Origin of the sequence: Terriglobus tenax, from assembly GCF_025685395.1 — a bacterium.
In the GTDB taxonomy this organism is placed as follows: Bacteria; Acidobacteriota; Terriglobia; order Terriglobales; family Acidobacteriaceae; genus Terriglobus; species Terriglobus tenax.
In genome coordinates, this window is sequence record NZ_JAGSYA010000004.1 from 2996197 (window position 1) to 3021852 (window position 25656).

The following is a 25656-nucleotide window of genomic DNA, read 5'->3' on the forward strand; positions in this document are numbered from 1 at the left end:
CGTAAGGCCCAAGGCTAAAGCTTTCCAGAACGGAACAAGAAAATCCTCACCCGCGGTTAGGCCGTCAGGTCGGCAGCATGGTCCTTTGCATATGTCGCCAGCGAGATCGGCTGCTTGCCCGTCAGCTCCGCGACATCCCCCGTGACGACGGCCGTGTATCCGGCACGCACCGGGGCGAAGATCGCAGCCAGCATCTGCGCATAGTCCGCCGGGACGCCCACCGAAGTCAGCATGGCGATAAACGCCTCGTCCGTGGTGGCGGTGTAGGTGATGGTCTTGCCGGTGGCGCGGGAGAGGATCTTCGCCGCCTCGGCATAACCAAAGGCCTCGGGGCCGGTCAGGTTGAAGGCGCGGCCATCGAACTTGTGGGTCGTCAGCGCGGCAACGGCGCTGGCGGCAATGTCGCGCGAGTCGATGAAGCTGGACTTGCCCTCGGCCGCAGGCAGGGCGATCTGGCCATGCACCACGCCGGCCTTCCAGAAGGTGTGGAAGTTGTCCGCAAACCAGTTGGGTCGCACGATGACATACGGCACACCTGCAGCTTCCACGCGGCGCTCCAGCTTGCGGTAGGGAATCTCTTCGTCTGCATCCACCCCCAGCACGCTCATGAAGACGATCTTCACACCGCGTGCTGCCGCTGCATCGATAACCGGGGCGATGGGCGTGATGGGGTCGACGTAACCGCTGGGCACCAGAATGAAGGCGCGATCGACGCCTGCGAACAGCGCGTCAAAGTCCGTGGGCGCGTCGTACTCAAACCTCACCGGCTCGGCCGTTAGTACCTGCTTTGCCGTGCGCGAGGCCGCCCTGACCTGCTCGCCCTTTTCCAGAAGCCCCTTTACGACCGAGGCGCCGACCGTTCCGGTTGCGCCAAATACCAGGATGGAACCGCTCATACTTGTTTCTCCTACTTGGTTTCTTTTTGAAACCAGATATCCTGAACACAGTGTTCTCCGTTTCGCGGAAGCTCACAAGAAGGCACTTTTTCACCACATGGTTACGGCAAAGAAACTACCTCAAGCTCTGGAAGACGAGTGCTGCCCGCAGCGGCCCTATGATATCTACGCCAGCGACTGCCCCACCCGCCAGGTGCTGGATCGCATCGCCGATAAGTGGGCCCTGCTGATTCTGGATTGCCTGCGCGACGGCCCGGTGCGCTTCAACCAGTTGCGGCGCGAGTTGATGGGCGTCTCGCAGAAGGTGTTGGCGGAGACACTTCGCAAGCTGGAGCGCGATGGCCTGCTTGTCCGTACGGTCTATCCCACGGTGCCGGTCTCGGTGGAGTACACGCTGACTCCGCTCGGCACGGACCTGTCACGGCCCGTGGCCCAGCTGGCGCACTGGGCAGAGACGCACATGCCCAGCGTGTTGAAGGCGCAACAGGCCTATGACGCGACGGAAAAACAACGCAAGCTGGCCACGCCGGCTGTGCTGAATCGGGGAAGAGGATGATCAAGGTAAGCGTGGCTCAGGCCGGAAGCGTGATGTTCGATACCGTCCGCACCATGGAGCGTGTGGAAGCGCTGTGCCGGGATGCCTCGAAACAAGGCGCGCAGTTGCTGGTACTGCCGGAAGCTATGCTCGGCGGCTATCCCAGGGGGCTGAGCTTTGGCGCGACCGTGGGCAACCGTACCGACGAAGGCCGCGAACACTTCCGCCGTTATTTTGAAGCGGCCATTGTCTGTCCCGGGCCGGAGACGGCACAGCTCGAGGCGCTATCGCGCGAACTCAACCTGCATCTTGTCACCGGAGCGGTGGAACGCGCCGGCAGCACACTCTACTGCATCTCGCTGGTGGTCACCCCTGGCGGCGGTATCGTCGCGAAGCATCGCAAACTGATGCCCACCGGCTCGGAGCGGCTGATCTGGGGTTGCGGCGATGGCTCCACCATGCAGGTGGTGCAGACGGAGATTGGCCGCATCGGCACGGCCATCTGCTGGGAGAACTACATGCCGCTCTATCGCCAGCACCTGTACAACCAGGGTGTGGAGCTATGGTGCGCGCCCACCGTGGACGCTCGCGAGATGTGGCAGACCAGCATGCGGCACATTGCGTATGAAGGCCGTTGCTTCGTCTTGAGCGCCTGCCAGCAGCTCCGCAAGGCGGACTGGCCAGCCGATCTGCAGGGCACAGGAGCCGAGATTGACGGCCGCAGCCTGATCGTCTCGCCGCGTGGAGAGATGCTGGCCGGCCCGGATGTCAGCCCTGAGCTATTGTTTGCCGATCTGGATATGGAGGAGATTCCCCGGGGCCGTTTCGACCTGGATGTGGCCGGGCACTACAGCCGCCCGGATGTCTTTCACTTCGAGACGCGCAAGGGCTGAGAAGAACCTACTCTTCCAGCACATCGACGATCGCGTCCAGAATCTCCGCGCCCAGGCCGGGAGCGATGCGGTGGGCTGCGTCCTCCACCTGCTGCAGCAGTCCAAGAACATAGTCCCGCGAGCCGGAGATGGCCGCGACGCCGATTGTGGCGCGGTTCCATAACGCGGCATCATCCATCTCCGCGATCGAGATGTTGAAGCCGTGGCGCAGCTTGTCTTTGAGGGAGCGAACCGCCTGGCGGCGGTCCTTCAAAGACTGCGCATGTTCGATGCTGAGTTCGAGGGTAAGCCGAGCGACCGGCATAGTTAAAGCGTGCGGCGGACCAGCGAGCGCACCGTTTCCGTTACGACGCCGTACACCACGTGCGAGATCATCTCGCTGCTCTGCTCGCGCAGTTCCTGGTCTTCCGGTTCCGCGGCAAGTCCCAGCCTGGGCAGCGCGCTTTCCTGGGTCAGGGTTCCCAGCACCACGCCGAACTGCGCTCCGTTGCGTGCGGTTGCGGAGGGGTAGACCTCGGCCAGCATGCCATAGGCGCCACCGGCCAGCGCTCCAAAGCCCCAGTGGATTGTCTCTGCCGCCACGGCCTTGCTGGCGGGCGACAGGTGTTTGCCACCCAGCTTTTCTGCCAGCACGGCGTGGGGCTCGGGTTCGCCATGCGTGTGGGGCGGGTAGAACTTCTCAGCGACTGCCTTGGCGGCAGTTGCGACAAGGCCCGCGGCGATTCCCGCCAGCAGGCCCTTCAGCAGATTTGGCTTTACGTTCGACATAGCAGTCCGTTGGATGCACGACTATTCGTAGTCGTCGTCTTCATCCTCGTCATCATCGTCGTCGTAGTCTTCGTACTCGGGCTCGTCGTCTTCGTCCTCGTCGTACTCATCCTCGTCGTCGCCGTCCAGGTCGTCTTCGTCGTCCTCAAACTCGTCCTCGTCGTCTTCGAGGTCGTCGTCCTCATCCTCGTCATCTTCTTCGTCGTCGTAATCCTCATCCTCGTCATCTTCATCGTCAGCCACGGGCGCGGCCTGCCACATCTCTGCAGCGTTCAGGGCCAGCAGACCTTCGGGCACGAAGTCGTGGGCGGCGGTTGGCATCAGGAGGTTTTCGTTCAGTTCCATGATTCGTCCTTTGGGGATGGGTTATGTTCTGTTCCGTTCTTGAATGCTGGAATAGACGCTGAGAAAACAATACGGGATGTGACTCCCACTCGAAAATTTTAGGCCGATACCCGGGCCAGATGTTCTTTATCTGGGGGCGGCGTCAGGTAGCTTACAACGATCAGGCACAGCAGTGAAACCAGCAAAGCTGGAAAAATCGCGTCCCGTTCCGCAATGAACTGCGGAAGCAGATGTTTCACCACGTCTGTATCCCAACACACCGTTACCACCGTACCCGCAGCAATGGATGCTACGGCCGCCGCGGCGGTCGCACGTTTCCAGAAAAAAGCCGCCAGAATCACGGGCGTCAGCGCTGCTGAATAAATCGTATAGGCATACAGTGTTTTGGCCAGAACGCTGGTAATGCCCACGGCCTGCCACAGTGCCCACCCTCCCAGCATAACAACCGTCAGGCGCGAGATGATCAACACCTTTTTATCTGACGCGTCCGGCGAAAGATAGCGTACATAGATATCGTTGATCAGGTTGGTTGCAGGCGAAAACAGGAAGCTGTTCGCTGTGGAGATCACCTTCGCAAAGACTGCTCCCATCAGGATTGCGCCCAGCAGGCTGGGCAGCGAATGCAGCGCGGTGAAGGCGAGAATTTCACGCGGATACGGCTGAGTGCCCGCCAGCCTCGCCAGCACATTGCCCACAATGGCAATGCCCACGATGATCGTTTCCAGGATCACCGTGCCGATGATCCAGCCCACCACCGCTACTTTTGCGTCCTTCTCGCTTTTGGCGGAGAAGAACTTCTGATACATCGACTGATTTCCCAGCATCAGCAGGCAGGTGGGCAGAAAGATCTCCATTGCCTGCACCAGCGACAGGTCACCCAGCGGCGTAAAGTAGCTGGGCGGCAGCGCCGCATGTACAGCACCCCATCCACCGGCATGATGCACCAGCAGGGGGAACGATACCACCAGCGATACCGTCGCCAGCAGGCCGATCACCAGGTCGGTGTATGCCACGGACGACATGCCGGCAATCGCCGTAAAGAAGATGACAAACCCCGCGATGATGTAGCGGCCCACCATCGGGGAAATTATTCCCGGAAAGATAAGCGCCAGAATGTCGCCGCCGCCAATGAACTGGTAGCTGGTAATGGCCGTGAACGCGAACAGGATGGCGATGACGCCGAGCACGCGAGCTGTCTGGTTGTAACGTGCCTCCAGCAGGTCCGGAATGGTGAACTGCGCAAACTTTCGCGCACGCGGCGCAATGAAGTAGATCAGCAGCAGCCCGGCCCATCCTCCTCCGCCCTGCCACAGCGCCACAAAGCCATGTTTGTAGGCGTTCTCCGCACCGCCCAGCAGCGAGCCGGAACCGATCCAGCTGGACAGCAGTGTGAACACCAGCACAAACGCGGGGAGTGACCGCCCTGCCACCAGGTAGTCGGCCTTCGTCTTCACCTTGGACAGGCGTGTCAGGGAGACGGTCAGCAGCGTGACCACGATGATGCCAAGAACAAGCGCGTACACATTCATAACAAGCAGTCACGACAGTGTAGCGGAAGCCACGCTCTCTGTTATCTTTTTGCCCTGTTATCCGGCAGCGATAACGGAGGGTAGGTTCGGCTTCACGATATCCGGCTGACAAAACATCAACTTGTGGCATCGTAAGGTGTACAAGTGCAGCGCGGAGGAAGTGTGAACAGGAAGCTCCTGGGTGGTCGTTTGGTCGCCGCAACCATGATTGCGGTTCTGGCAGTAGCAGGTGGTTGCAGACGTTCCCGCGGTGTCGGCAAAACGCTCGAAACCTTCTCCCCGGATTATTCCAGTCAGTTGCAGCAGTTGGATGCCACCGGCAAGCTCGACCTGCTGCGCTGGCCCAACTACACCGACTACAAGGGCTACGTGCAGAACTTCTACGCCATGCGCGAGTACCGTCTGGCCTGGACGCGCGACAAGAAGCCGGTGAAGGCCACAACGGACACCATCCAGCTCTTCCAGACCATTGACCGCAAGGGCCTGAACCCTGAGGATTACGATGCCAGCCGCTGGCAGCAGCGCCTCGCCTCTCTCTCCAGCATGTCCGACGACGACCTGGCGAAGTTCGACATCGCCATGACCGTCTGCACCATGCGCATGATCAGCGACCTGCACATCGGCCGGGTCAACCCGCAGCACTTTGACTTCGACGTGAACGCGCTGGGCAAACGGTATGACCTGCCTACTTTCCTGGCGGAAAACGTCGTTGACTCTGACGACGTCGCCAAGGAGATCGTCAAGGTAGAGCCGGACAGCGACCAGTACCGCGCCACGCAGCAGGCGCTGGGCAAGTACATCGATATGGCCAGGGCCAACCCGCAGTGGGATGCCTTGCCCGCTGTCGCAAAGCCCGTCACTCCCGGCGGCGATTACCCAGGCCTGTCCGCCCTGTGGCAGCGGCTCACATTGCTGGGTGACGCCGAGGGCGACGCTCCGCAGGGCACGGTCTATACACAGCCGGTAGCCGATGCCGTCAAGCACTTCCAGCACCGCCATGGGCTGGAAGACAACGGCAAGCTCGGCCCGCAGACCATCACCGCACTCAACATTTCACCCTCGCAGCGCATCCACCAGTTCCAGGACACGCTGGAGCGCTGGCGCTGGCTGCCCGACCAGTTCCTGAAGGCGCCCCTGCAGGTCAACCTGCCGGAGTTTGTCCTGCGCGTACATGACCCCGAAACCCACAAGCTTGAGTTCAGTATGCGCGTGGTGGTCGGCAAATTCATCGGCCAGCACCAGACGCCGGTCTTCACGCAGATGATGAAGTACATCGTCTTCCGCCCCTACTGGACGGTGACCACGAACATCGCGCGCAAAGAGATTGCTCCGCAGGTAGCCAAAGACAAGGGCTACATCACGAAGAAGAACTTTGAGGTAGTGAACGCCAAGGGCGAGCCGGTCAGCGGCTGGACCGCTGAATCCATCGCACAGGGCCGCGTGATCGTGCGCGAAAAGCCCGGCCCCAAGAACTCGCTCGGCCTGGTGAAGTTCATGTTCCCCAACCAGTACGACATCTACATGCACTCCACGCCCGCGACGCAGTTATTCGCGAACAGCAAGCGCGACTTCAGTCACGGATGCATCCGCCTGCAGGAGCCGGAGAAGCTGGCCAACTGGGTGCTGAAGAACCAGTCGGAGTGGACCGAAGAAAAGATCCACGAAGCCATGTTCAACGGCCAGGACAACAAGACCGTTGTCCTGAAGCAGCCGCTTCCGGTGGTCATCTTCTACGCCACGGCCCTGGTGGCTGAGGACGGCGATATCCACTTCTACGACGATGTCTATAAATATGACCAGCAGCTTGAGGATGTGTTGAAGAAGGGGTATCCCTACCCTTGGTTCAAGGAAGAGGTCAAGCCGAAGACTGCTCCGGGAGAGACTGTTTAGTGAGATAAAGCTCGTCAGGGCACGGCTTCAGCCGTGCCCTGACGTAATGTTGTCTAGCCAGGCCCCGGCAAACGAAGGCCCCGAATCACCGGAGCCTTTTCTCACACCTCACGCCACAGAAACACACAACTAATCGTTATGCGCCGCCCCATACGTCCACTGGCGCACCGGGCCGACATCCACATGCACAAACTGGGAGACCGGGTAATATCCCACTCCACCCGCGTGCAGGCTCAGGGCCGTCTCGCGCAGTCTGGCCGTGGTCACGCCCGGCACCCGGATATCAATCGCCTTGGCCTGCATGTGCTGCGAGTTCTTCGCGACGCCCGTGTTCGCCGACCGTCCACGAAGGAAGTTGTTGCTCCATGGCGTGCGGTAGCCGCAGACGATGTCGATGACGCCGTTCTGCTTGCCCAGCTTTGCCAGCAGGCTGTGCAGCGTGTCGAACTCCTTCGGATCGTAGGTCGCAACATCGCCCGTGCGGTGGTCGCGCAGGAAGTGGTTCAGCTTCTCCACCGCCGACGGCACATACTCGTTGCCGATCTTGTAGACCACGTCGATGTCCTCACCCGTGTGCAGGTGGTGCATCTTCAGCCGAAACTGCTCCAGTGGGCGAGCGGGCACGGGCTTCATGCCGGTGGGAAGGTCATTGGCTCGAACGGTTGTGCGTGAGCCGAACAGAAGAAGAAGGGCGGCGCTCAGTGCGGCTCCGCAAGCCAGGCGGCGAAACTCCATGAAAACTCTCCGAATGGTGAATGACGATTCGCAAATCGCATTCGGGATTTGGGCTTGCTCTGTCTCCAACTATACGCCGGGTTGCCCGGTCAGCCGGCTGCAGCGGCAATTTTCGCGGCTACTTCGGCAACCGGTATGCGCGTAATCAACACCACTTTTGTCCGGCTGGTCTGCCCGGAGCGAAGTTGCACACGCGATGGTGCAATTCCCAACCATTCCGCCACAAACTTCAGCAGCGCCTCATTCGCCTTGCCGTCCACGGGCGGAGCCGTGAGGGCCATCTTCAGAGCTCCATCGTGCTCGCCAGTGATGGCATTCTTCCGCGCCCCGGGATGCAGCCGAACCGGCAGCAGGCAATCCTCGCCCACCTGTTGCAGCTTCACGTTCACGGCTGCGGATACTCCCGCTTGCCGAAGATGGCCGTTCCAACGCGCACGCAGGTCGAGCCCTCTTCAATGGCTACGGTGTAGTCATGCGACATGCCCATGGAGAGCTGTGTGATGCTGGCAATCTTCGCCTGCGCCTGGTCGCGCAGCTCCCGCAGGCGGCGGAAGTACGGCCGCGCGGCCTCCTGCTGGGCGTCCAGCGGAGGCACCGTCATCAGGCCCACCGGGACAATGCTGCCCAGCGTGGGCAGAGCCTCCAGCAATGCTGGAAGGTCCTCGGGAGCAAGGCCGTGCTTTGACTCCTCGTGGGACAGCTTCACCTCGATCAGAATCGGTAGCTTTTTCCCCAGCTCCGCCGCAGCCTTGTCCAGACGCTGTGCGATCTTCAGGGAGTCGACTGCCTCAATGGCCTGGAAGATCGCGGCGGCTTTGTTCGTCTTGTTCGACTGCAGGGGCCCGATCAGGTGCATATCGAGGTCTGGCAGCGAGAGTCCTGCGGACTTCGCCTCCCACTCCTGCACGCGGTTCTCGCCAAACAGCCGCTGCCCGGCGGCGTAGGCCTCTTCCACGGCGGCTGCCGGATGGGTCTTGGAGACGGCCATCAGGGCTACCTCGGATTCTTTGCGTCCGGTCTTCGCGCAGGCTGCGGAAATCTGCTCGCGCACTCGCGCCAGGTTTTTTACGATCGACATGCTTCTAGTTTTGCATCTGAGGAAAGATATGTGGACGATTCTGCTTCTCTTTGGTTCCAACATCTTCATGACCATCGCCTGGTACGGACACCTGAAACACCGCGACGCTTCCTTGTGGAAGGTGATCCTCGTTAGCTGGCTGATTGCCTTCTTTGAGTACTGCCTGCAGGTTCCGGCCAACCGGCTGGGCGCGGCCAAATTCTCCCCCGAACAGTTGAAGGTCATGCAGGAGGTCATCACCATGACCGTCTTCGGCATCTTCGCAGTGGTGTACTTCGGCGAGAAGCTGCGCTGGAATTACTTCGCGGCCTTCGGCTGCCTGGTGGGCGCGGCCTTCTTCATGTTCCACAAGTTTTAACTCAAATGGCTTGTCAAGGGCACGGCTTCGGTCGTGCCGTAAATCATTTGTCGAGAGAAGGGGCTTTAGCTGCTGAGGCGCGCGTATGCTGGTAGGCCATGAAACACTGGCCTGCCCCAGCTCTTCTTCTTCTGGTCTCCTTCTCTGCTACAGCACAGACGGTGTGGCGCGTGGACAGCGTCACCTCTATCGCCGGCCATCCTGTGCGACAGGTTGGTTCGCCAAAGGTCGTGGACACCGACCGTGGCAGGGCCGTGCATTTTGACGGTGACCGCATGAAGGGCGACGCTCTTTTTGTGGATGCGCTGCCTTTGCAGGGCACGCTGACCTACACCTGGGAGATGATCTTCCGCCCGGCTACCGGCGGGGGAGAAGAGCAGCGCGTCTTTCACTTGAAGGAAGAGGGATCAGAGTCACGCCGTCTCTTCGAGATCCGCATACGCCAGGGCAACAAGTGGTGCCTGGATGTCTTCGCGGAAAACATCGGTGCGGAGCGGGCACCGATTCTCAACTGCGACCCCGCCCACCTCTACCCTCTGGACCAGTGGTACGCCGTCGCGGCCACCTATGACGGCACCACGCTGCGCGCCTACGTCGACGGAGTCCTGCAGGGCGAGGCGAAGGTCAGGCTATTGCCGCTCGGCAAGGGCGGAGCCTCCCTGGGAAGCCGCTACAACCTGGTGGACTTCTTCAAAGGCGATATCCTTTCTGCCCGCTTCAGCAACACGGCGCTGAAACCCGCGCAATTTCTTAAAGTCCCGTAAGCAGGCGTACGATAACGGCATCGGCGCAGCCTTTCCGGCTGCGGAAAAGGGCCTGCGGTTCCGGAATGGAACCGTGGGCTCGCGGCTTTTAATGGAATTGCATCGCCGCCCCACGCAGAATCAGGTCGAGTCCTTCTTTGTACCGGCGATCAAATTTATCGAAAAGAATGCCTCCGGCCTGCCGCAGGAGCGGAAGCTCCTCCGCGGCAAGGCTTCGGTTGCGTTCAGCAATGTCATACTGCGGAGATCGCTCTCCGGGCCGCGGAAACACCGCCTGCTCTTCCATCACAAAACTGAGGGTGTAGCTGTAGATGGTACTCAGCAGAACTACGGCCTGCCGTGTTGTAAAGCCGCTGGCAATCAGTTGCGCGGCGATCTGTTCCACCGTCTTCATGTAGAGAGTGTTGGTCAGGCGCGTGCCAGATACCATGCGGGCCCCGTCCCGAAGGCCAAGCAGCGTCTTGCGCAAACCCTGGCCAAAGGCCGCGGCCCAGGCCGTCCACTCGGACGAGGCGCGTGCAGGCAGCAGATTCGGAGCGCCTTCGGCCAGCACCAGTGTGGCCATCTCATCCAGCAGCTCCTGCTTATTCTTGAAATGCCAGTAGATGGTGGCGGCCTGTACGCCCAGCTCCTTGCCAAGCAACCGAAGCGTAAGCTGCTCCAGTCCGGCGCTGTCCAAAACCTGCAGGGCGGTTCGGGTCACGAGTTCACGGTTAACCTTCACGGATTTGAGCATAGCAAGTTCGCACCCTAAAATCTAACGGTGTTAGATTAAATTGAACGATGTTCATTTTCCGTAAAAGAGGAATCGGCATATGAAGGCAGCAGTCGTACAAGGAGCGGGTCTGGCCCCGGTCTATGGTGAGTTGGAAGAACCGCAGCCGCGCGAGGGTTTTGAAGTCGTGACCGTAAGCGCAGCCGCTCTCACACACCTGACGAAGGCGCGTGCCTCCGGCGCGCACTACAGCTCCGCCGGACTATTTCCCAATGTGCCCGGAGTGGACGGTGTAGGCCGCACCGCCGATGGCCGTCGCGTGTACTTCGCCCTGCCGGACGCGAAGTTCGGAGCCATGGCAGAGAAGAGCCTGGTGCGCAGCGGACAGTGCGTCGCCATTCCGGACGGCCTGGAGGATGTAACCGCAGCCGCCATCGCGAATCCGGGCATGTCCGTCGGTGCGGCTCTTGTCGAACGTGCTGGCTTCAAGGCAGGCGAAACAGTGCTGGTGCATGGCGCAACCGGCTCCGCTGGAACCGTGGCCGTGCAGTATGCAAAGTTCCTTGGTGCGGCGAAGGTGGTTGCCACTGGGCGCAATGTGGAAGAGCTTGAGCGCGTGAAATCGCTCGGTGCGGATGTGGTACTTCCCATCACTGCAGACCTGGATGCCTTTGAGAAGACGCTGATCGCCGAGTTCACCAGCGGTATAGATGTGGTCATCGACTACCTGTGGGGCGAGAGCGCGCGGCGTATTCTGTCTGCTGCGGCGAGAGGTGTGGAGGATGGACGCCCGGTACGGTATGTGCAGGTAGGATCAGCCGCCGGTCAGGAGTCGATCGATCTGCCAGCATCGGCGCTGCGGTCATCGTCCCTGGTGCTGATGGGAAGCGGGTTGAAGAGCGTCTCCATGGAAGGCCTGCTGCGGGCAATTGAGAAGGTCTTCGAAGCTGCGTCGCAGGGCAAGTTGCAGATCGCCGCAAAGGCGGTTCCGCTTGCCGAAGTCGAAACGTGGTGGAACACAGGCGACCGCTCCCGTATCGTTTTCACCATTTAGCACGTGAAGCCTTGGTGCATTGCTACATCGGTCAGGCGCTCCACTGCAGAACCACGCCGTATCCATCCGGGTCCCTCAGGCTGAGCTGTCGAGCTCCGTACGGAGTGACCACGGGTGGTTTGCATGGAATCCCCTTGGCCTGCAGCCCGGCGAACGCCGTATCCAGTTCCGGGCAATTCAGGTAAAAGCTGATGTCGCTGTGCATAGATGTCCGGGCTGCATCTTCAGTCGCAGGCCGCTCGCCTTCGTCGTAAGCGGTGTTCAGCATCAGGTGTGCGTCGCCGTTCTTCAGCCAGCACCAATGAAATAGCTCCACGCCATGTTCCACGGCGTAGACCGGAGAGTGCTGGTAGAGTTCGAAGCCGAGTACGTCGCGGTAGAACGCGACCGAGCGCGGCATGTCAAAGACCTGGATTAACGCAGTAAGGCCGCGGATCTCCATGCAGGACACCTCCATGAGGTGCCGACAGGATACCGCGGCCTTGGGGATTACCGTCCGTGTTCTTCCAGGAACTTCTCGACTTCCAGCGCGGCCATGCAGCCGGTTCCGGCAGCCGTAATGGCCTGGCGGTAGCGGCGGTCCTGCACATCGCCGGAGGCAAAGACGCCCGGCAGCACCTGGCCGTTCAGCGTGCAGAAGACGTTGTCCTTCGTCTTCACATAACCGTCTTCGTCCAGGTCGATCTGGCCCTTGAACATCTTCGCGTTGGGCTCGTGGCCAATGCCGAGGAACAGGCCCGAAAGCGGCAGGGTCTCCAGGGCATCCGTCTTGGTGTTGCGCAGCACCAGGCCTTTAACATCCTTCTCTTCCACGCCCAGAACCTCGTCCACCACCGTGTTGGGGCGGAAAATGATGTTCGGGTGCGCCATCGCGCGCTCCAGCATGATCTTGCTGGCACGGAAGCTTTCGCTGCGGTTGATCAGCGTGACCTTGGTGGCGAAGCGCGTCAGGAACAGCGCCTCTTCCATGGCGGAGTCTCCGCCGCCGACCACCGCGATCTCCTTGCCGGAGAAGAAGAAGCCGTCGCAGGTAGCGCAGCTCGAGACACCGTGGCCGATCAGCGCCTGTTCGCTGGGTAGACCCAGCCAGCGGGCCGATGCGCCCGACGCGATGATCAGCGTGCGTGCGTGGATCGTCTCCTTGCCCAGGTTCAGCTCAAACGGGCGCTTGGACAGGTCAACGGAAACCAGGTGAGCCATCTTCAGCTCCGCGCCAAAGCGCGTGGCCTGCTGCTTCATGTTCTCAATCAGTTCCGGGCCCTGCACACCCTGCGGCCAGCCGGGAAAGTTCTCCACCAGCGTGGTGATCGAGAGCTGTCCACCGGGCTCGTGGCCTTCCAGGACAAGGGGCTTCAGGTTGGCGCGGGCGGTGTAGATGGCGGCCGTAAGGCCGGAGCAGCCGGAACCAAGGATGACTGTGTCGCGTGTAGTGTGGTCGGACATGGCTAAGGTTTGATTGTAAATGGCTCCTGAAGGATTCACCGCCGCCCTCCGTCACTCTCTGAAGCCTGTTTCGGAGCGACAATAGAGCTATGGCAAATCTTGTTCTTGTCTACGGAATGCGTCTTCTGCCCGCCGATGAGGTGGCCTCGATCGGAGAGGCTCCCATCGAACTGAAAAACGGCAACTCGGCGCGCGTCACCATGCACCTGCTGGAAGGCTCCCGCGAGCAGATTGAGGCCCAGCTTAAGCAGAGCCTCGATGCCTTTTTCGACTTCTACCCGGAAATCTAAAGGAGACAGTCTCCTCAGGATTTTCTTAGGTAATGGTGCAGGCCCCTGCTGACGAAGAAGTCAGCAGGAGGTTTGTTTCATGCACAGGTTTGCACTCCTGTTTGCGTTCGCCGGTTGTATCCCCGCCTTTGCACAGGTTCCCACGGCGGTTCCGGCGCCTCCGTCCGATACTCTCAGCGCCCTGCGCCGCATGGCGGACGGTGCCGCCGTCGTCTTTGCCGGCGAGGTCGTCGCCATTCGCCGTCAGATGGCCTCAGTGGATGATGCCGTCCCGGAGGCCGTCGAGGTCGACTTTCATGTCGACGATGCCGTGTACGGCTGCCAGCAGGGAAGCATCTACACCCTTCGCGAATGGGGCGGTCTGTGGAGCTCCGAGAATCGCTACGAGGTTGGCCAGCGCCGCATGATGCTGCTGCACGCTCCCGGCCCCGGCGGTTTCAGTTCGCCGGTCATGGGGCAGGACGGCGCCGTTCCCATCACCTCCGGCAACGTCGATCTTCGCTGGGTGCAGACGCAGACCCTGCAACCCTCCGCTCCACTCACAGAGCAGCCCGTGGAACTGCCGGTCGATCTTCCCCGGCCGCCCAGACCGTTTCCCATCTCGCCTCCGCGAGGAATTCTGCCGCAGGCTGCCACCTTTCAGCCCGCACCCACCTACATGCGCCGGACAGAGATCGTTCCGGTAACACCGGCGCTCGATGCCGTACTGACCCTGCTGCATACATGGGAGGCGGCCTCCCATGCGCGCTAACAGCCGATGGATAGGGTTGCTCCTGCTGTTTCCAGCATTGCTGCAGGCCGCTACGCCGCGCTGGACCGCCGGCAGCAAATTCGGCGCGCGCGTCGGCCAGCCGGTCGTCTGGCAGGGGCCATCGCTTGCCTATTTTGTCGACCGTGGCGACCTCAGCCCATCCGTTCCGCACGATCAGGCTGTGCAGATGGTCGACAGCGTCATGCAGACCTGGAATATTCCGTACGCCAGCCTTACTCTCTCCAACGGCGGTTCCCTGGCCGAGGATGTCAGCGGCAGCAATGTCTCTATGGCGTCTACCGGCATCAATTTCCCCACGGACGTAACCAGTTCTAACTACGCCGCAAAGCCGGTTGCGGTCATCTTCGACGCCGACGGCTCGATTACAGACCTCCTGCTTGGCTCCGGCAGCAGCGATCCGCTCTACTGCCGCCAGAACGCGGTGACGGAAAGCGTCGATCTTTTTCTGCTGCAGACCGGCTACATTGGCCACGCCATCCTGGTCCTGAACGGGCGCTGCACAGGTACGCCGGAGCAACTGCTGGAGATGAAGTACCAGCTTCTTCGCAAGACTGGCCGCGTGCTTGGCCTGGGCTGGTCGCAGTGCAACGACAACGTCTTCACCGGGACACCTACGCCTACCTATCAGCAGGCCATGCACTGGCCCATCATGCACCCCATCGACATCCTCTGCGGGCCGTACGCGTATCAGTGCCTGCCCTCGCCGTTCACCCTGCGCGACGACGATATCTCCGGCATGGTGTCTCTCTACCCCTCTACGGGAGGGAATGGGAAGCTAAGCTCCCAGATCAACGGCGCTGGCATGTACAGCACGCTGAAGTTCCCCAGTGGTCAGGGCATGCAGGGCGTCAATATCGTGGTGCAGTTGCAGCCACAGTTCTGGAATGTGACCTTTCCCTGGGAAACCGCCTCTGCCGTGACCGGGACAGGCTTTGTCGTTTCGTCGGCCACGCCAATCACTCCAGCGCCAACCGGCATCAATAGCCAGGTGGGTCTTGCCCGCAGCGACCTGCCCGGATACTGGCAGATCGGCCGCGTTCCTATGGTGACCGCAACCTGGGAGACGATGCTGATTACCGGGCAGCCCGTCAATCCGCTCTATGTCGGGCAATATTCCGTAGGAAGTTACACAAGCTCCCAGGTCTTACCGTCCGGCACCATCTCCCTGCAGACCAACATCGTCCGTCCGGCGTACTACGGCCCCGCTCCTCTGGTCGCCACCAACGCCGCGGCCACCTGCAACACCGGCTCTGACGGCACGGAAAGTTCGCCGGCGGCGGTTGCTTCCACCGGCTGGTGGAGCAGCCAGATGTGTGCCTGGAACCACACCGCATGGCTTACCTTTACCGCCGGTGCAAACCGCACCTTCACCCTTGAAGTGACCGCGCTGAATGAGTCCGGAGCCGCCACCACGCAGAAGCTGCTGCCAACCATCGGCCTCTGGAAGAAGACCGACAGCTACGGCACATTGCCCACCGTCGCTGCGACCACGCAGGCCTTTAACTCCACCGCCACCGGGGTCAGCCTGCTGCGCGGCAGCACATCTTCTGCCCAGGCCTTTCGCATTGCCCTGGCCGACCAGCGCGGAGACGGTCGTCCGGACTACTTTTACAAAGCCCGCCTTCTGCTGATTGACTCGATTTGGCCCACACAGCTTCCGGCTGGCGGAGGCACACTCACCCTTACCGGACGCGGCTTCCGCCCAGGCAACTCTGTTCTCATCGGCAACACCGTAGCCACCGTTCTCAGCACAACCTCGACGCAGATGGTGGTCACGGCGCCGCCGCTCGGCAGAGTCTCGAATGCCGCTTCCTGGACAGGCGGCGTCATGGTCCTGGATATGGCAACGCAGGCCAGCTCTACTCTTGGCAACGCGCTCAGCTACACCGGCGGAACAGCCACCGGGATCAGCGATGAGCTGATCCTGGTCAGTGGCGGCAGCCAGTCCGTCTCCTCCAGCGGCAGTTTCAGCAAGCTGGTGCTGCAGGTAACCGACGGTGCAGGCAACAACCTGCCCGGAGCCACCGTGCAGGTCCACCAGACGCTGACCGGATACGCCCCAGTCTGCACCACCACCGGACGCTGCGCCGTGCCTCCGGTTTATGGCACGGTCAACGCCTCCATGATCACGGATTCCGCCGGCCGCGTCGAAGTGACACCCATGGAAATCTCCGGTGCGGAGGTCACGCAGATCGTCGCCACCACCGGCAGGGCTGGCTATATCAGTACACGTCTTGAAAAGACTCCCTGAGCCGTGGACGAAAATGGTGCATCGTATCCCTAGGGGGTACAGATGGCTGAGCGGAAACGGGTGGTCATTATCGGGGCGGGCTTTGCGGGGCTGCGTGCGGCGCATGTGCTGGCCAAACAGGCAGTAGACGTCACCATCGTCGACCGGCGCAATCACCATACCTTTCAGCCGCTGCTCTACCAGGTGGCTCTGGCGGTTCTGAATCCGTCGGATATCGCACAGCCGATCCGTGCCGAATTCCGACATGCCAAGAATGTCGATGTCCTGATGGATGAGGTCATCGGCTTCGATATCGACCACCACCATATCGACCTGCGTTCCGGTGCGCGACTGGCCTATGACTACCTGATCGTCGCCACGGGTTCCACGCACTCCTACTTTGGCAGGGATGACTGGGCCAAGCTTGCCCCCGGCCTCAAGACGATTGAAGACGCCGTCGACATCCGCCGCCGTGTTCTGCTGGCCTTTGAGCTGGCCGAGCGCGAGATGCTGGAAAAGGGGACGCACCCTGAGCTGAACTTTGTCATCATCGGCGGCGGACCCACCGGCGTTGAACTCGCCGGAGCTATCTCCGACATTGCCAAGCTCTACATGCGTCGCGATTTCCGCCACATCGACCCCTCCGAGGCCAGGGTGATGATCCTCGAGGGCTCGCCCAGCATTCTCGCAGCCTATCCGGAAGACCTGCGCCAGAAGGCCGTCGAGCAGCTTAACCAGCTCGGTGTCGAGGTCATCACCGGCACGCACGTCACCGATGTTCAGCCGGGCTACGTCATCCTGGGCAGCGGCCCGGACGCCAAACGTATCGATGCTGTTGTGACCCTGTGGGCCGCCGGTGTGCAGGCCTCGCCCCTGGGCAAGCTGCTGAACGTGGAGACTGACCGCCGCGGCTGCGTGCTGGTCGACCAGTTTCTCAATCCCAAGGATCACCCCGAGATCTTCGTCTGTGGCGACCTGGCCCACGTGGAAGAGAACGGCCGCCAGATTCCCGGCACCGCCCAACCCGCCATGCAGATGGGCGTGCATGCCGCGGAGATGATTACTCAGGACCTGAACCACGCCAAACGCACGCCCTTCCACTACTTCGACAAGGGCGACATGGCCACCATTGGCCGCAAGGCCGCCGTGGCCAAGGTCATCTGGCCCTTCAAGGCGCACATGTCCGGCTTCCCGGCGTGGATCGTCTGGTTGGTCATCCATATCAGCTTCCTGGTCAACTTCCGCAGCCGCCTTGCGGTCTTCCGCCAGTGGGCGTATACCTACCTGTTCTTCAAGGACGGCGCCCGCCTGATCGTCGGCTCGCAGGATCTGCCCGGATGGAACGAACTGGACGACAAGGAAAAGCTCGACCCCACGGCGCCCGCTCCGGAGCTCTCAGCCAAGCGCTAGGTGGTTTTGTTTTGCAGGAGCAGGGGTCTTCAGCCCCTGCTCCCTCCGCGCCGGAAAGCTGCATCCTTTGCTCTTACGCGGATGGTATTCTTCCGGGCACGAGGACAACCCATGGAATCCACCCGCCCAAAGCTTCCGGCTGAAGCCATTGAGCTGTACAACAAATTCATCCACGGTGGCATGAGCCGCCGTGCCTTCATGAACGGCCTGAAGAAGTTCGCCGTCGGCGGTCTTGCCGTCTCCGCCGTGGCCAAGGCGCTGCTGCCGGATTACGCCTTCGGTCAACAGGTCTCCCGTACTGACGACCGCATCAAGGCTACCTATGAGACCGTTCCTTCGCCCAATGGCAACGGCAGCATCAAGGGATACTTCGTTCGTCCGGTCTCAGCCGACACCCGCAGCGAAAAGCCGTCAAAGCTGCCCGGCATCGTCGTGGTGCATGAGAACCGTGGCTTGAACCCGCACATTGAAGACATCGCCCGCCGCCTTGCCCTGGCCAACTTCATGGCCTTCGCTCCGGACGGCCTCACCTCGCTCGGAGGCTTTCCTGGCGATGACTACAAGGGCGGCCAGATGTTCGCCAAGATTGACCGCGCCAAAATGTTTGAGGACATGGTCGCCTCCGCGCAGTGGCTGAAGGCGCGCCCCGACTGCACCGGGAAGATCGGCATCACCGGCTTCTGCTATGGCGGCGGCGTCTCCAACAACATGGCCGTCCGCCTCGGCGCCGACCTCAGTGCAGCCGTTCCGTTTTACGGCGGAGTGCCTCCGGCCGCGGATGTGCCCAAAATCAAGGCCGCGATCCTCGTGCAGCATGGTGAGCTGGACAAGAACACTGCCGCGACGTGGCCTGCTTATGACAAGGCGCTGACAGAAGCTGGCGTGCCGCACGAGGGGTATATCTATCCCAACGCCGTGCACGGCTTCAATTGCGATGCGACGCCGGAGCGCTACAACAAGGCAGCGGCTGACCTGGCCTGGGGACGCACCATCGACTGGTTCAACAAGTATGTTCGCGTGTAATACCGGCCGCGGGGGAGCGGTTGCCCGGCGATAGCGGGTCCAGAAGGGACGCCAGCCTGTTCAGGCAGCGTCCCTTCCAGTTTTTTGAAGAGGAAAAGAGACGAACTTCTACAGCGTTTGTTAAGCCATCTTTCGGCGTCCGCTGGCCAGCTCGCGGACATGGTTCATGAAGATGGAGCGCTGCAGGCTGTCCAGCTGGTTGACGTACCCGGCAATCTCCGCCAGGAAGGGGTCAGCCATCAGAACGGCCGTCTCGTCGGAACGGCGCGAGCGCGAGTCACGCAGCAGGGCAGAGATATCTACCTGCAGCGCGGACGCAAGACGCTCCAGCGAGCCAAGCGTCGGCATCGCCTTACCGTTCTCAATCTTGGAGATATAGGTGCGGGGCACATTCATGCGTCCGGCCAGCTGGCGCTGCGACAGGTTGCGGACACGGCGCAGATCGCGCACGGCCGTAGCCACCTGAAGAGAACCTTCCTGTGCTGGCTGGGGCGGAACGATAGCCAGAGGTGCCGGAGCGACTTCAGGCTCATCAGCCTCAAGCGCCTTGTGGCAGCGGCGGCACATTGCGTTTGCAGTCCTGAACTGAACCAGGCTGCAGTGGTCGCAACGAAGAACTTCCCTCTGTTCAACGGGAGCCATCATAGTTGCCATATTTGTTTGTCGCGAAGTCGCCAGAGCAAGGGACCCGCCCACCCGTCAAGCAGGACGGAATGGATGTACCTAGATTCACACCCAGTTACCAGTCAGTCAAGGGGAATCCCGGTGATTATTAGCGAAAAGCACTAGAAAACCCGAAAAGAACCAAAGTAGTTACTGGTGGGATAGTTGGCTGGTGTGCTGGCCAATCGTGCCTCCATCCATCTAGTCAACCCGCCATCCAGCCAACTAGCATCAACCCATGAGCGAATACACCCGCGCCCGCGCATGGGCTCTCCTGGCAGAATGGACCACCTCTCCCAGCCTGATCAAACACGCTCTCGCCGTGGAAACCTGCACCGAAAGTTATGGCGCCCGCGAGGCGGCACGTCTCGGCCTGGGCGGCGACGAGGCCGCTGCCTTCACGGAGCAGTACGCCATCGCCGGCCTGCTGCATGACTTCGACTACGACAGGCACCCGTCGCTCGAAGAGCACCCGTTCGTCGGCGAGAAGGTACTGGCCGAACAGGGTTGGCCGGAAGCGATCCGCCGCGCCATCCTGGCCCACGCCGACTACTCTGGCGTGCCACGCGATACGCACCTGGAACGAGCGCTCTTCGCCTGCGACGAACTCGCCGGCTTCCTCACGGCCTGCGCTCTGGTCAAGCCGTCAAAGTCCATCCACGATGTGGAGGTGGCGGGTGTGAAAAAGAAGATGAAAGACAAGGCCTTCGCCCGCGCGGTGAAGAGGGAAGATATTAGGCTGGGCGCGGAGCTTTTGGGGCTGCCGGTGGAAGAGCATATCCAGAACTGCCTGACTGCATTGCAGGGAAGGGCGGAAGAGTTGGGATTGCAGGGGACGCCGGAAGTTCATCCCTAACCCGGGTGCCCCACCCTAGCAACGCTAGGGTGGGTTATGGAGCGAAACACCATGCAATGGATCTCACGCCGAACACGCCTCTGGTTTGTCGCGATGTTGTTTTCACTGTTCTTTGGGTTGTTTGAGACCTGGCGGGAAGGGGGACCATGTCAGAGGCTCACTCAAGTGCATGCAGCAGTGATCCAAGAGGATCAAGTTGCGTTCTCTCCATGCTGGATTGAGCGCGAAGTTCCGCTTATCGACAAGATCAATGCCTGTGTCTTTTTCATCTCAGTTGTTGCTACGCTCAGCGTTTTTACGTTGATCTGGTTGGATTTCTCAAATCCAGACGGAAAGCGTGAGTGGGATATTTTCCCTAACCCGGTGCCCCACCCTAGCTCCGCGAGGGTGGGGCACCCGCTGTTTGAGCTGAAATCGTCTTCTCCCGCAACACCTGATTCCGTAGCAATAACTCCGCCAGCATCTGCCGCAGCCGTTCGTTCTCAGCCTCCAGCTCAGCCACGCGGGGAATCAGGAATTCCGCCGGCATCTGTATCTCAGTCACGGCGAACCTCCTCTTCACGGAACTCCTCACCGCGTCCCCAAGGACCACGATGACCCCATCCGCAGCGTGCGCCGCGCATGCCTTCGCGCAGTTTCTCGCGCTGTTCAGGGCTCATCTGCTCCCACTTCTCGCGCATGTGGCGACCCCATCGTGGGCCATCGTGCCTGCGGCCCCCTTTGAAGCCGCTGAGCAGCAGCTTGGACAGTACAAACAGTCCCAACGCCTGCCAGTAGGTAATTGTCGTCAGTCCAAAGATCGGCGGCATCAGCCAATTCCACAGGTGCATCACCACGTAGCCCAGTACGGTGATCGCCACCACCACCATCAGCAGAACCTTCACCACCTTCAAAAGTTTTCTCATCGTCGACCTACTTTCCGAAGACATCCTTCATCTCTTCCAGCCGCTCGCGCAGATGCACCACGGCATACCGCTTGCGCGAGAGCAGCGTATTGATCCCGACTCCGGTTGCGTCGGAGATCTCCTTGAAGCTCAAACCTTCCACCTCATGCGCCAGAAAGACTTCGCGCTGCGCGTCGGGCAGCTCGTCCAGGGCATCTTCGATCACATCCATCAGCACCGCCCGCGCATAGGCCGCCTCCGGCCCGGCATCCTTGGAGGGCAACAGGTCTTCCAGCGTCAGCGAAGCGTCGTCCACCACCGGCTCTTGCAGCGAGCTCGGCTTCTTCTTCCGGAACATGTCCGTGATGCGGTTTCGCGCCACGGTAAACATCCATCCGGTCGCCTGCTCCACCGGCTTCATCAGCCGGTAAGTCTCCACCAGTTCGTAGAAGACCTCCTGCAGTATGTCCTCGGCGTCCTCGGTATCCTTCACACGGCGGCGGATGAAGCTGCGCAGGCGCGGCTCATCGCGCTCCATCGTCTCGGTAAGGAAGCGGTCCTGTTCGTCGAGGCTCATCTCATGTGTCATGCAGCGCTCTACTGGTAGAACGCCGCTGAAGCGAGAATATTGCAGACTTTCTTGTGTCGCTCTCAAGAGAGGGAAGGTGGCTCTCCATGGCTACTCCATCATGGGGTTCCGCATCGGAGTCATCGCGTCGGGTGCTGCCTTCTGTACCCGCTCCACTTCCGCGGCTATATCCTTCTGCTCCTCTGGAGCGTCCTTGGCCTGGTCGCGTGCCATCACAAACCAGTGCAGGGCCATGGTCTTGTCCTTGTGCTCAATCGCCAGGTTGCCCAGCTCCACTTCGCTGCCCCACATCTCCGGGTTCATGCCAACCGCTTTTACCAGGTACTTTTCCGCCAGCGCATGATCTCCTGGCTCCCCGGCATGGAGAATTTTGAAGGCATGCCTGGCAAGAATGCCGGCGGCGACCATCGGCAGATAGTACGACCCGTGGTAGATCTGCAGGCTTCCCCGCTGTGCCACGGGCACTGCGTTGCGCAGCACCTCCACGCCGTGCCAGTTCCGCAGCGCAAGCCCGCTGCCGGAGGAGATCATCCAGCCCTTGATATAGCCATTGCTCACCTCTTCCGGGCTGGGATCCCACTCCTTCAACCCAGCCCTGCGCGAGCTCTGCGGCAGCAGCCAATAGTCGATCAGCGGTTCCTTCGGCTTAATCTGTGCGTTGTAGTAAGCGATCAGTTCTCGTGCGCCACAGCACCCGCCACCAGCAAGATTGCCCAGGTCCGGAAATACGTGCGCAGGTTCACCAGGAACCTCTCAGGGGTGAATTTCACAAAGGGAATGCCGTGGCACGAAGGATAGCATCCACAAAAGAAAACGGAGCGCCGAAGCGCTCCGTCTCTGTCTTGCGAAATCAGGGTGCGCCTTAGGCTACAACCTCGATGCCCATCGAACGAGCCGTACCCTTGATGGACTTGATCGCACTCTCAACCGACGACGCGTTCAGGTCAGGCATCTTGGTGGTGGCGATCTCACGAACCTGGGCCTCGGTCACCTTGCCAACCTTGTCCTTGTTCGGGGCGCCGGCGCCCTTTTCGATCTTGGCGGCCTTCTTCAGCAGAACGGCAGCCGGGGGGGTCTTCGTCTCGAAGGTGAACGAACGGTCAGCAAAAACCGTGATCACAACCGGGATGATCAGGCCGGCCATCTCCGGGGTGGAGGTGCGGGCGTTGAACTGCTTGCAGAACTCCATGATGTTGACCTGCGCCTGACCGAGCGCGGGGCCGATCGGCGGAGCCGGGTTGGCCTTGCCTGCCATCACCTGGAGCTTGACGTATCCTTGAATCTTCTTCGATGCCATGTTGCCTGTCCTCTTCTCCGCACTGAAGGCGGAGGTGAATTTCACTTCCATGCTGACTGCCGCAGGTGAAGCGCCCGCCGCCAGCGCGGTCCAGTGGTAGAAGACACCGGACAAAATTTTTCATTGCCTGTCCCCATGCTTGCCCCTGTCACCCTGGGCGAAGCGAAAGACCTGCTTTTCAATTACTCGATCGTTTTATCGACCTTGGAGAACTCGATCTCCACCGGTGTTGCACGGCCGAAGATCGAAACCATGACCTTCAGGGTCTGCTTGTCTTCGTTCACATCGTCCACGGTGCCGTTGAAGTTCGCAAACGGTCCCTCGGTGATGCGTACCTGCTCGCCCTTGTCGAACTTGACCTTGAGCTTGGGCTTGTCCTTGGAGACATCGGAGCGGAAGATGATCGAGCTGACCTCTTCCTCGCTCAGAGCCACCGGCTTATCGCCGGTTCCCAGAAAGCCCGTAACCCGCGGCGTGTTCTTGATGATGTGCCACAGATCGTTGTCGAGGTCCATCTCCACCAGCACATAGCCGGGAAGGAAAACGCGCTCGATTGTGTACTTCTTGCCGTTACGCAGTTCGGTCACCGGCTCGGTGGGAATCATCACGCGGCCGATCTTGTTCTGCAGACCAAAAGCCTGTACACGGCTCTCAAGGCTCTCGCGCACCTTGCGCTCAAAGCCCGAGTAAGCGTGAATGATGTACCACTTGAAGTTTTCGTTCGTCGGAGGCGCAAGCTGATCGGCGGGGAGCTGCTGCTCTCCGCCCTCGTTGCCGCCTGCCGGGTTCAGTTCTTCTGCCATGAGTGCCTTCTTCAGAGGTGCGGAGATACTTAGTGCGAGGTCAGTTTGTCCAGGACCACTTCGATGGCCCGGCCAATGACGTTGTCCACAATCCAGAAGTAGAAGGCAAACACAAACACGGTCACAATCACGACGATCGTGGTCGACTGGACCTCGGCCCGCGACGGCGAGACCACCTTCTTCAACTCGTTGCGGACGTCCTTGAGAAAGCCGCTCAGCTTTGCCGGCTGCGACTTCCACTGCTGCATTCCCGCGTTTTGCTCTTCTGCCACTGCTACCGCCTTGGCCATAACGCCTACACCTTCAACGATACTTCGTAAATTACTTCAAAACTTTTGGCAGGGGCGCTCGGATTCGAACCGAGAAGTTCGGTTTTGGAGACCGACAGTTTAACCGTTGAGCTTACGCCCCTGTGTGTGCCCATCTCTGGGCAGCTAGGAAAACCTTACTTGGTTTCCTTATGGTCTGTGTGCTTGCGGCAGAACTTGCAGAACTTCGAGAATTCCAGACGGCCCGTGGTCGTCTTCTTGTTCTTGGTCGTCGAATAGTTCCGGTTCTTGCATTCCGGGCACTGCAGGGTAACGATTTCGCGCATGATTGCTCTCCTTCATTTGGCCAGTACCTTTGACTGGCTAGCAGCAATGCCTATCCGGCACGCCGCGACACAGGGCTTGTAGGCCCAGCGCCTAAATTCCTGAGTTGTTGCCTTGGAAGCGAAGCGGTCAGGCCACGCATTCGCCTCTTTCTATTATGCATGAAAGTCCCCGGTTTGAAAATCTGCTAATAAGAGGGGCTTACTAGCGCGACTTGTTTTTCCGTTCCACTGAATCTCTCCATAAAGCGCCCAAAGTCACGATGCCCAGCATCACTAAAAGGGTAGCGCTCGAAGATTTCCAAGACGGCACGAAGAGACAAAGAATTGCCCAAACAGCAAAGACAGGCAATGAACAGATCAGGCTGACTATACTTCGGCTCACTATATATCCAGGTAAATAGAAGGTGGTGAGTCTTCACGCCTCATCCCACAATCGCGCTGTACTCAGTCGAAAACCGGGTACTACCTCATCCGCCTCCACTGAATCCGGCCGCTCCAGCAACTCCATCTCCCGCCCGGCACGATAAATCCGCAGCGTCGCGCCATAGGGATCGATCATCCACGCCAGCTTGGCACCATTCGCCATCCACACATGCATCTTGGTTTCCAATAACTGGCGCGAATCACTGGCAGACAGAATCTCAACAACAAACTCCGGGCACAGGGGAGGATATCCGGCCTGCTGTTTTTTCGTCAGAGCATTCCACTGCTGTTGCGACACCCATGAAGCATCCGGGCTCAATGTCGATCCATCGGGAAGGTTGAAACCGACGTTTGAACTGAAAGCCATGCCTCCATTTTCTTTCGCCCAGAAAAATAGTTCTGAAGCGACGAAGGTCTCCCAATAACCGCCCTGACCGCCAACCGGCGTCATCATCACAATTTCACCTTCCGCATTCTTCTCAATTCGAAAAGGCTTATTCTGCCGCGAGAAGGACATCAATTCTTCGTCGCTCACAGGCGCAGCAGGACGCAGTATCAGCGGCATTGTTAGCCCGCTCAACACAATCTCCGGTAATTTTGTCTCCACTGCTGCGCCCATGCTCAACATTGTAGCCCCGGGCAAAACAAAAGCGGCGAGCCGAAGCTCGCCGCTTTTGTTGCTTTACAGCAGGTTTACTTGATGATCTCGGAGATGGCGCCAGCGCCGACGGTACGTCCGCCTTCGCGGATAGCGAAGCGGAGACCCTTCTCCATGGCTACCGGCGTGTGCAGCGTAACTTCCAGCTGAACGTTATCGC

Annotated in this window: 34 protein-coding genes and 1 tRNA gene; 12 read left to right on the top strand and 23 right to left on the bottom strand. The window is 60.3% G+C overall.

The window, feature by feature from the left end; translation table 11 throughout:
• Window positions 1–56: 56 nt before the first annotated feature.
• On the bottom strand, window positions 57–896 hold the full coding sequence (locus OHL13_RS18420) for an SDR family oxidoreductase (protein ID WP_263411583.1): 840 nt from the start codon (window positions 894–896) through the stop codon (window positions 57–59).
• 97 nt (window positions 897–993) lie between these two features.
• Here OHL13_RS18420 and OHL13_RS18425 point away from each other — a divergent pair, with 97 nt between their 5' ends.
• Entirely contained in the window at window positions 994–1452 is a 459-nt protein-coding gene (locus OHL13_RS18425) for a winged helix-turn-helix transcriptional regulator (RefSeq protein ID WP_263411584.1), read from the top strand.
• The gene (locus OHL13_RS18430; RefSeq protein WP_263411585.1) at window positions 1449–2324 is read left to right on the top strand and encodes a nitrilase-related carbon-nitrogen hydrolase; all 876 of its coding nucleotides are present in this window, start codon (window positions 1449–1451) and stop codon (window positions 2322–2324) included. Before OHL13_RS18425 ends, OHL13_RS18430 begins: the two co-directional genes overlap by 4 nt.
• A gap of 7 nt (window positions 2325–2331) precedes the next feature.
• Here OHL13_RS18430 and OHL13_RS18435 read toward each other — a convergent pair whose 3' ends face one another.
• The 4 genes from OHL13_RS18435 to OHL13_RS18450 form a co-directional block, all read right to left on the bottom strand.
• The gene (locus OHL13_RS18435) at window positions 2332–2628 is read right to left on the bottom strand and encodes a DUF503 domain-containing protein (protein ID WP_263411586.1); all 297 of its coding nucleotides are present in this window, start codon (window positions 2626–2628) and stop codon (window positions 2332–2334) included.
• A gap of 2 nt (window positions 2629–2630) precedes the next feature.
• Window positions 2631–3092, bottom strand: a complete 462-nt coding sequence (locus tag OHL13_RS18440) for a DUF1440 domain-containing protein (protein WP_263411587.1) — start codon at window positions 3090–3092, stop codon at window positions 2631–2633.
• Between the two features lie 21 nt (window positions 3093–3113).
• Entirely contained in the window at window positions 3114–3437 is a 324-nt protein-coding gene (locus tag OHL13_RS18445) for a hypothetical protein (RefSeq protein WP_263411588.1), read from the bottom strand.
• Window positions 3438–3535: 98 nt separating this feature from the next.
• Entirely contained in the window at window positions 3536–4966 is a 1431-nt protein-coding gene (locus OHL13_RS18450; RefSeq protein WP_263411589.1) for a sodium:solute symporter family protein, read from the bottom strand.
• A 162-nt stretch (window positions 4967–5128) separates the two neighbouring features.
• Between OHL13_RS18450 and OHL13_RS18455 the strand changes: the two genes are divergently transcribed.
• On the top strand, window positions 5129–6856 hold the full coding sequence (locus OHL13_RS18455) for a L,D-transpeptidase family protein (protein WP_263411590.1): 1728 nt from the start codon (window positions 5129–5131) through the stop codon (window positions 6854–6856).
• Between the two features lie 129 nt (window positions 6857–6985).
• On the opposite strand, the gene OHL13_RS18460 is transcribed toward OHL13_RS18455, so the two are convergent.
• The 3 genes from OHL13_RS18460 to OHL13_RS18470 all read right to left on the bottom strand — a co-directional run bounded on the left by OHL13_RS18460 (window position 6986) and on the right by OHL13_RS18470 (window position 8669).
• Window positions 6986–7591, bottom strand: a complete 606-nt coding sequence (locus OHL13_RS18460) for a DUF882 domain-containing protein (protein ID WP_263411591.1) — start codon at window positions 7589–7591, stop codon at window positions 6986–6988.
• Window positions 7592–7680: 89 nt separating this feature from the next.
• On the bottom strand, window positions 7681–7974 hold the full coding sequence (locus tag OHL13_RS18465; protein WP_263411592.1) for a DUF167 domain-containing protein: 294 nt from the start codon (window positions 7972–7974) through the stop codon (window positions 7681–7683).
• 2 nt (window positions 7975–7976) lie between these two features.
• Window positions 7977–8669: a YggS family pyridoxal phosphate-dependent enzyme gene (locus OHL13_RS18470; protein WP_263411593.1), complete on the bottom strand. Its 693-nt coding sequence runs from the start codon at window positions 8667–8669 to the stop codon at window positions 7977–7979.
• Window positions 8670–8697: 28 nt separating this feature from the next.
• Between OHL13_RS18470 and OHL13_RS18475 the strand changes: the two genes are divergently transcribed.
• Window positions 8698–9027, top strand: coding sequence for a DMT family protein (locus OHL13_RS18475; RefSeq protein ID WP_263411594.1), 330 nt, complete (start codon window positions 8698–8700; stop codon window positions 9025–9027).
• 98 nt (window positions 9028–9125) lie between these two features.
• Window positions 9126–9791, top strand: coding sequence for a LamG domain-containing protein (locus OHL13_RS18480; RefSeq protein WP_263411595.1), 666 nt, complete (start codon window positions 9126–9128; stop codon window positions 9789–9791).
• An 88-nt stretch (window positions 9792–9879) separates the two neighbouring features.
• Here the strand turns inward: OHL13_RS18480 and OHL13_RS18485 are convergent, their stop codons facing one another.
• Window positions 9880–10494: a TetR/AcrR family transcriptional regulator C-terminal domain-containing protein gene (locus OHL13_RS18485; protein ID WP_263411596.1), complete on the bottom strand. Its 615-nt coding sequence runs from the start codon at window positions 10492–10494 to the stop codon at window positions 9880–9882.
• A 112-nt stretch (window positions 10495–10606) separates the two neighbouring features.
• Here OHL13_RS18485 and OHL13_RS18490 point away from each other — a divergent pair, with 112 nt between their 5' ends.
• Complete coding sequence (locus tag OHL13_RS18490) at window positions 10607–11560, top strand: quinone oxidoreductase family protein (protein ID WP_263411597.1); 954 nt, start codon at window positions 10607–10609, stop codon at window positions 11558–11560.
• Between the two features lie 31 nt (window positions 11561–11591).
• Here the strand turns inward: OHL13_RS18490 and OHL13_RS18495 are convergent, their stop codons facing one another.
• Together OHL13_RS18495 and trxB are read right to left on the bottom strand one after the other, a co-directional pair.
• Window positions 11592–12002: a VOC family protein gene (locus tag OHL13_RS18495; protein ID WP_263411598.1), complete on the bottom strand. Its 411-nt coding sequence runs from the start codon at window positions 12000–12002 to the stop codon at window positions 11592–11594.
• Window positions 12003–12049: 47 nt separating this feature from the next.
• Window positions 12050–13003: a thioredoxin-disulfide reductase gene (gene trxB / locus OHL13_RS18500; protein WP_263411599.1), complete on the bottom strand. Its 954-nt coding sequence runs from the start codon at window positions 13001–13003 to the stop codon at window positions 12050–12052.
• Window positions 13004–13092: 89 nt separating this feature from the next.
• Here trxB and OHL13_RS18505 point away from each other — a divergent pair, with 89 nt between their 5' ends.
• From OHL13_RS18505 to OHL13_RS18525, 5 genes are all read left to right on the top strand, one after another.
• Entirely contained in the window at window positions 13093–13293 is a 201-nt protein-coding gene (locus tag OHL13_RS18505) for an allantoinase (protein WP_263411600.1), read from the top strand.
• A 79-nt stretch (window positions 13294–13372) separates the two neighbouring features.
• On the top strand, window positions 13373–14044 hold the full coding sequence (locus OHL13_RS18510) for a hypothetical protein (protein ID WP_263411601.1): 672 nt from the start codon (window positions 13373–13375) through the stop codon (window positions 14042–14044).
• Window positions 14034–16316, top strand: a complete 2283-nt coding sequence (locus OHL13_RS18515; protein WP_263411602.1) for an IPT/TIG domain-containing protein — start codon at window positions 14034–14036, stop codon at window positions 16314–16316. The genes OHL13_RS18510 and OHL13_RS18515 overlap by 11 nt, the downstream gene beginning before the upstream one ends.
• Window positions 16317–16358: 42 nt before the next feature.
• A complete protein-coding gene (locus OHL13_RS18520; protein ID WP_263411603.1) occupies window positions 16359–17705 on the top strand; it encodes an NAD(P)/FAD-dependent oxidoreductase in 1347 nt (448 codons plus the stop codon).
• 111 nt (window positions 17706–17816) lie between these two features.
• Window positions 17817–18728 (top strand): dienelactone hydrolase family protein, encoded by a 912-nt coding sequence (locus tag OHL13_RS18525; protein WP_263411604.1) that lies wholly within the window; start codon window positions 17817–17819, stop codon window positions 18726–18728.
• 120 nt (window positions 18729–18848) lie between these two features.
• Here OHL13_RS18525 and OHL13_RS18530 read toward each other — a convergent pair whose 3' ends face one another.
• Window positions 18849–19295 (bottom strand): helix-turn-helix domain-containing protein, encoded by a 447-nt coding sequence (locus OHL13_RS18530; protein ID WP_263411605.1) that lies wholly within the window; start codon window positions 19293–19295, stop codon window positions 18849–18851.
• A gap of 334 nt (window positions 19296–19629) precedes the next feature.
• On the opposite strand from OHL13_RS18530, the gene OHL13_RS18535 reads away from it, so the two are divergent.
• On the top strand, window positions 19630–20247 hold the full coding sequence (locus tag OHL13_RS18535; protein WP_263411606.1) for an HD domain-containing protein: 618 nt from the start codon (window positions 19630–19632) through the stop codon (window positions 20245–20247).
• A 373-nt stretch (window positions 20248–20620) separates the two neighbouring features.
• Here OHL13_RS18535 and OHL13_RS18540 read toward each other — a convergent pair whose 3' ends face one another.
• The 11 genes from OHL13_RS18540 to OHL13_RS18590 all read right to left on the bottom strand — a co-directional run.
• Window positions 20621–20791 (bottom strand): hypothetical protein, encoded by a 171-nt coding sequence (locus OHL13_RS18540; protein ID WP_263411607.1) that lies wholly within the window; start codon window positions 20789–20791, stop codon window positions 20621–20623.
• Window positions 20784–21152, bottom strand: a complete 369-nt coding sequence (locus OHL13_RS18545; protein WP_263411608.1) for a hypothetical protein — start codon at window positions 21150–21152, stop codon at window positions 20784–20786. The genes OHL13_RS18540 and OHL13_RS18545 overlap by 8 nt, the downstream gene beginning before the upstream one ends.
• A gap of 7 nt (window positions 21153–21159) precedes the next feature.
• Entirely contained in the window at window positions 21160–21708 is a 549-nt protein-coding gene (locus OHL13_RS18550) for an RNA polymerase sigma factor (RefSeq protein WP_263411609.1), read from the bottom strand.
• 102 nt (window positions 21709–21810) lie between these two features.
• Complete coding sequence (locus OHL13_RS18555) at window positions 21811–22308, bottom strand: hypothetical protein (RefSeq protein WP_263411610.1); 498 nt, start codon at window positions 22306–22308, stop codon at window positions 21811–21813.
• 274 nt (window positions 22309–22582) lie between these two features.
• Window positions 22583–23017, bottom strand: a complete 435-nt coding sequence (rplK, locus tag OHL13_RS18560) for a 50S ribosomal protein L11 (RefSeq protein ID WP_263411690.1) — start codon at window positions 23015–23017, stop codon at window positions 22583–22585.
• A gap of 182 nt (window positions 23018–23199) precedes the next feature.
• Window positions 23200–23820: a transcription termination/antitermination protein NusG gene (gene nusG, locus OHL13_RS18565; protein ID WP_263411611.1), complete on the bottom strand. Its 621-nt coding sequence runs from the start codon at window positions 23818–23820 to the stop codon at window positions 23200–23202.
• Between the two features lie 29 nt (window positions 23821–23849).
• Window positions 23850–24110, bottom strand: a complete 261-nt coding sequence (gene secE / locus OHL13_RS18570; protein WP_263411612.1) for a preprotein translocase subunit SecE — start codon at window positions 24108–24110, stop codon at window positions 23850–23852.
• A gap of 46 nt (window positions 24111–24156) precedes the next feature.
• Window positions 24157–24232, bottom strand: a tRNA-Trp gene (locus tag OHL13_RS18575).
• Window positions 24233–24265: 33 nt separating this feature from the next.
• Window positions 24266–24415, bottom strand: a complete 150-nt coding sequence (gene rpmG / locus OHL13_RS18580; protein WP_263411613.1) for a 50S ribosomal protein L33 — start codon at window positions 24413–24415, stop codon at window positions 24266–24268.
• 415 nt (window positions 24416–24830) lie between these two features.
• Complete coding sequence (locus tag OHL13_RS18585; protein ID WP_263411614.1) at window positions 24831–25457, bottom strand: Uma2 family endonuclease; 627 nt, start codon at window positions 25455–25457, stop codon at window positions 24831–24833.
• Between the two features lie 74 nt (window positions 25458–25531).
• A partial coding sequence (locus tag OHL13_RS18590; RefSeq protein ID WP_449649498.1) for an EF-Tu C-terminal domain-related protein occupies window positions 25532–25656 on the bottom strand: 125 nt, incomplete at its 5' end.

Excerpts from the sequence above, each read along its gene's own strand:
- OHL13_RS18420 (WP_263411583.1), bottom strand. The coding sequence starts at position 896 with ATGAGCGGTTCCATCCTGGTATTTGGCGCAACCGGAACGGTCGGCGCC.
- OHL13_RS18425 (WP_263411584.1), top strand. The coding sequence starts at position 994 with ATGGTTACGGCAAAGAAACTACCTCAAGCTCTGGAAGACGAGTGCTGC.
- OHL13_RS18430 (WP_263411585.1), top strand. The coding sequence starts at position 1,449 with ATGATCAAGGTAAGCGTGGCTCAGGCCGGAAGCGTGATGTTCGATACC.
- OHL13_RS18435 (WP_263411586.1), bottom strand. The coding sequence starts at position 2,628 with ATGCCGGTCGCTCGGCTTACCCTCGAACTCAGCATCGAACATGCGCAG.
- OHL13_RS18440 (WP_263411587.1), bottom strand. The coding sequence starts at position 3,092 with ATGTCGAACGTAAAGCCAAATCTGCTGAAGGGCCTGCTGGCGGGAATC.
- OHL13_RS18445 (WP_263411588.1), bottom strand. The coding sequence starts at position 3,437 with ATGGAACTGAACGAAAACCTCCTGATGCCAACCGCCGCCCACGACTTC.
- OHL13_RS18450 (WP_263411589.1), bottom strand. The coding sequence starts at position 4,966 with ATGAATGTGTACGCGCTTGTTCTTGGCATCATCGTGGTCACGCTGCTG.
- OHL13_RS18460 (WP_263411591.1), bottom strand. The coding sequence starts at position 7,591 with ATGGAGTTTCGCCGCCTGGCTTGCGGAGCCGCACTGAGCGCCGCCCTT.
- OHL13_RS18470 (WP_263411593.1), bottom strand. The coding sequence starts at position 8,669 with ATGTCGATCGTAAAAAACCTGGCGCGAGTGCGCGAGCAGATTTCCGCA.
- OHL13_RS18475 (WP_263411594.1), top strand. The coding sequence starts at position 8,698 with ATGTGGACGATTCTGCTTCTCTTTGGTTCCAACATCTTCATGACCATC.
- OHL13_RS18480 (WP_263411595.1), top strand. The coding sequence starts at position 9,126 with ATGAAACACTGGCCTGCCCCAGCTCTTCTTCTTCTGGTCTCCTTCTCT.
- OHL13_RS18490 (WP_263411597.1), top strand. The coding sequence starts at position 10,607 with ATGAAGGCAGCAGTCGTACAAGGAGCGGGTCTGGCCCCGGTCTATGGT.
- OHL13_RS18495 (WP_263411598.1), bottom strand. The coding sequence starts at position 12,002 with ATGGAGATCCGCGGCCTTACTGCGTTAATCCAGGTCTTTGACATGCCG.
- trxB (WP_263411599.1), bottom strand. The coding sequence starts at position 13,003 with ATGTCCGACCACACTACACGCGACACAGTCATCCTTGGTTCCGGCTGC.
- OHL13_RS18505 (WP_263411600.1), top strand. The coding sequence starts at position 13,093 with ATGGCAAATCTTGTTCTTGTCTACGGAATGCGTCTTCTGCCCGCCGAT.
- OHL13_RS18510 (WP_263411601.1), top strand. The coding sequence starts at position 13,373 with ATGCACAGGTTTGCACTCCTGTTTGCGTTCGCCGGTTGTATCCCCGCC.
- OHL13_RS18515 (WP_263411602.1), top strand. The coding sequence starts at position 14,034 with ATGCGCGCTAACAGCCGATGGATAGGGTTGCTCCTGCTGTTTCCAGCA.
- OHL13_RS18520 (WP_263411603.1), top strand. The coding sequence starts at position 16,359 with ATGGCTGAGCGGAAACGGGTGGTCATTATCGGGGCGGGCTTTGCGGGG.
- OHL13_RS18525 (WP_263411604.1), top strand. The coding sequence starts at position 17,817 with ATGGAATCCACCCGCCCAAAGCTTCCGGCTGAAGCCATTGAGCTGTAC.
- OHL13_RS18530 (WP_263411605.1), bottom strand. The coding sequence starts at position 19,295 with ATGTGCCGCCGCTGCCACAAGGCGCTTGAGGCTGATGAGCCTGAAGTC.
- OHL13_RS18535 (WP_263411606.1), top strand. The coding sequence starts at position 19,630 with ATGAGCGAATACACCCGCGCCCGCGCATGGGCTCTCCTGGCAGAATGG.
- OHL13_RS18545 (WP_263411608.1), bottom strand. The coding sequence starts at position 21,152 with ATGAGAAAACTTTTGAAGGTGGTGAAGGTTCTGCTGATGGTGGTGGTG.
- OHL13_RS18550 (WP_263411609.1), bottom strand. The coding sequence starts at position 21,708 with ATGAGCCTCGACGAACAGGACCGCTTCCTTACCGAGACGATGGAGCGC.
- rplK (WP_263411690.1), bottom strand. The coding sequence starts at position 23,017 with ATGGCATCGAAGAAGATTCAAGGATACGTCAAGCTCCAGGTGATGGCA.
- nusG (WP_263411611.1), bottom strand. The coding sequence starts at position 23,820 with ATGGCAGAAGAACTGAACCCGGCAGGCGGCAACGAGGGCGGAGAGCAG.
- secE (WP_263411612.1), bottom strand. The coding sequence starts at position 24,110 with ATGGCCAAGGCGGTAGCAGTGGCAGAAGAGCAAAACGCGGGAATGCAG.
- rpmG (WP_263411613.1), bottom strand. The coding sequence starts at position 24,415 with ATGCGCGAAATCGTTACCCTGCAGTGCCCGGAATGCAAGAACCGGAAC.
- OHL13_RS18585 (WP_263411614.1), bottom strand. The coding sequence starts at position 25,457 with ATGGGCGCAGCAGTGGAGACAAAATTACCGGAGATTGTGTTGAGCGGG.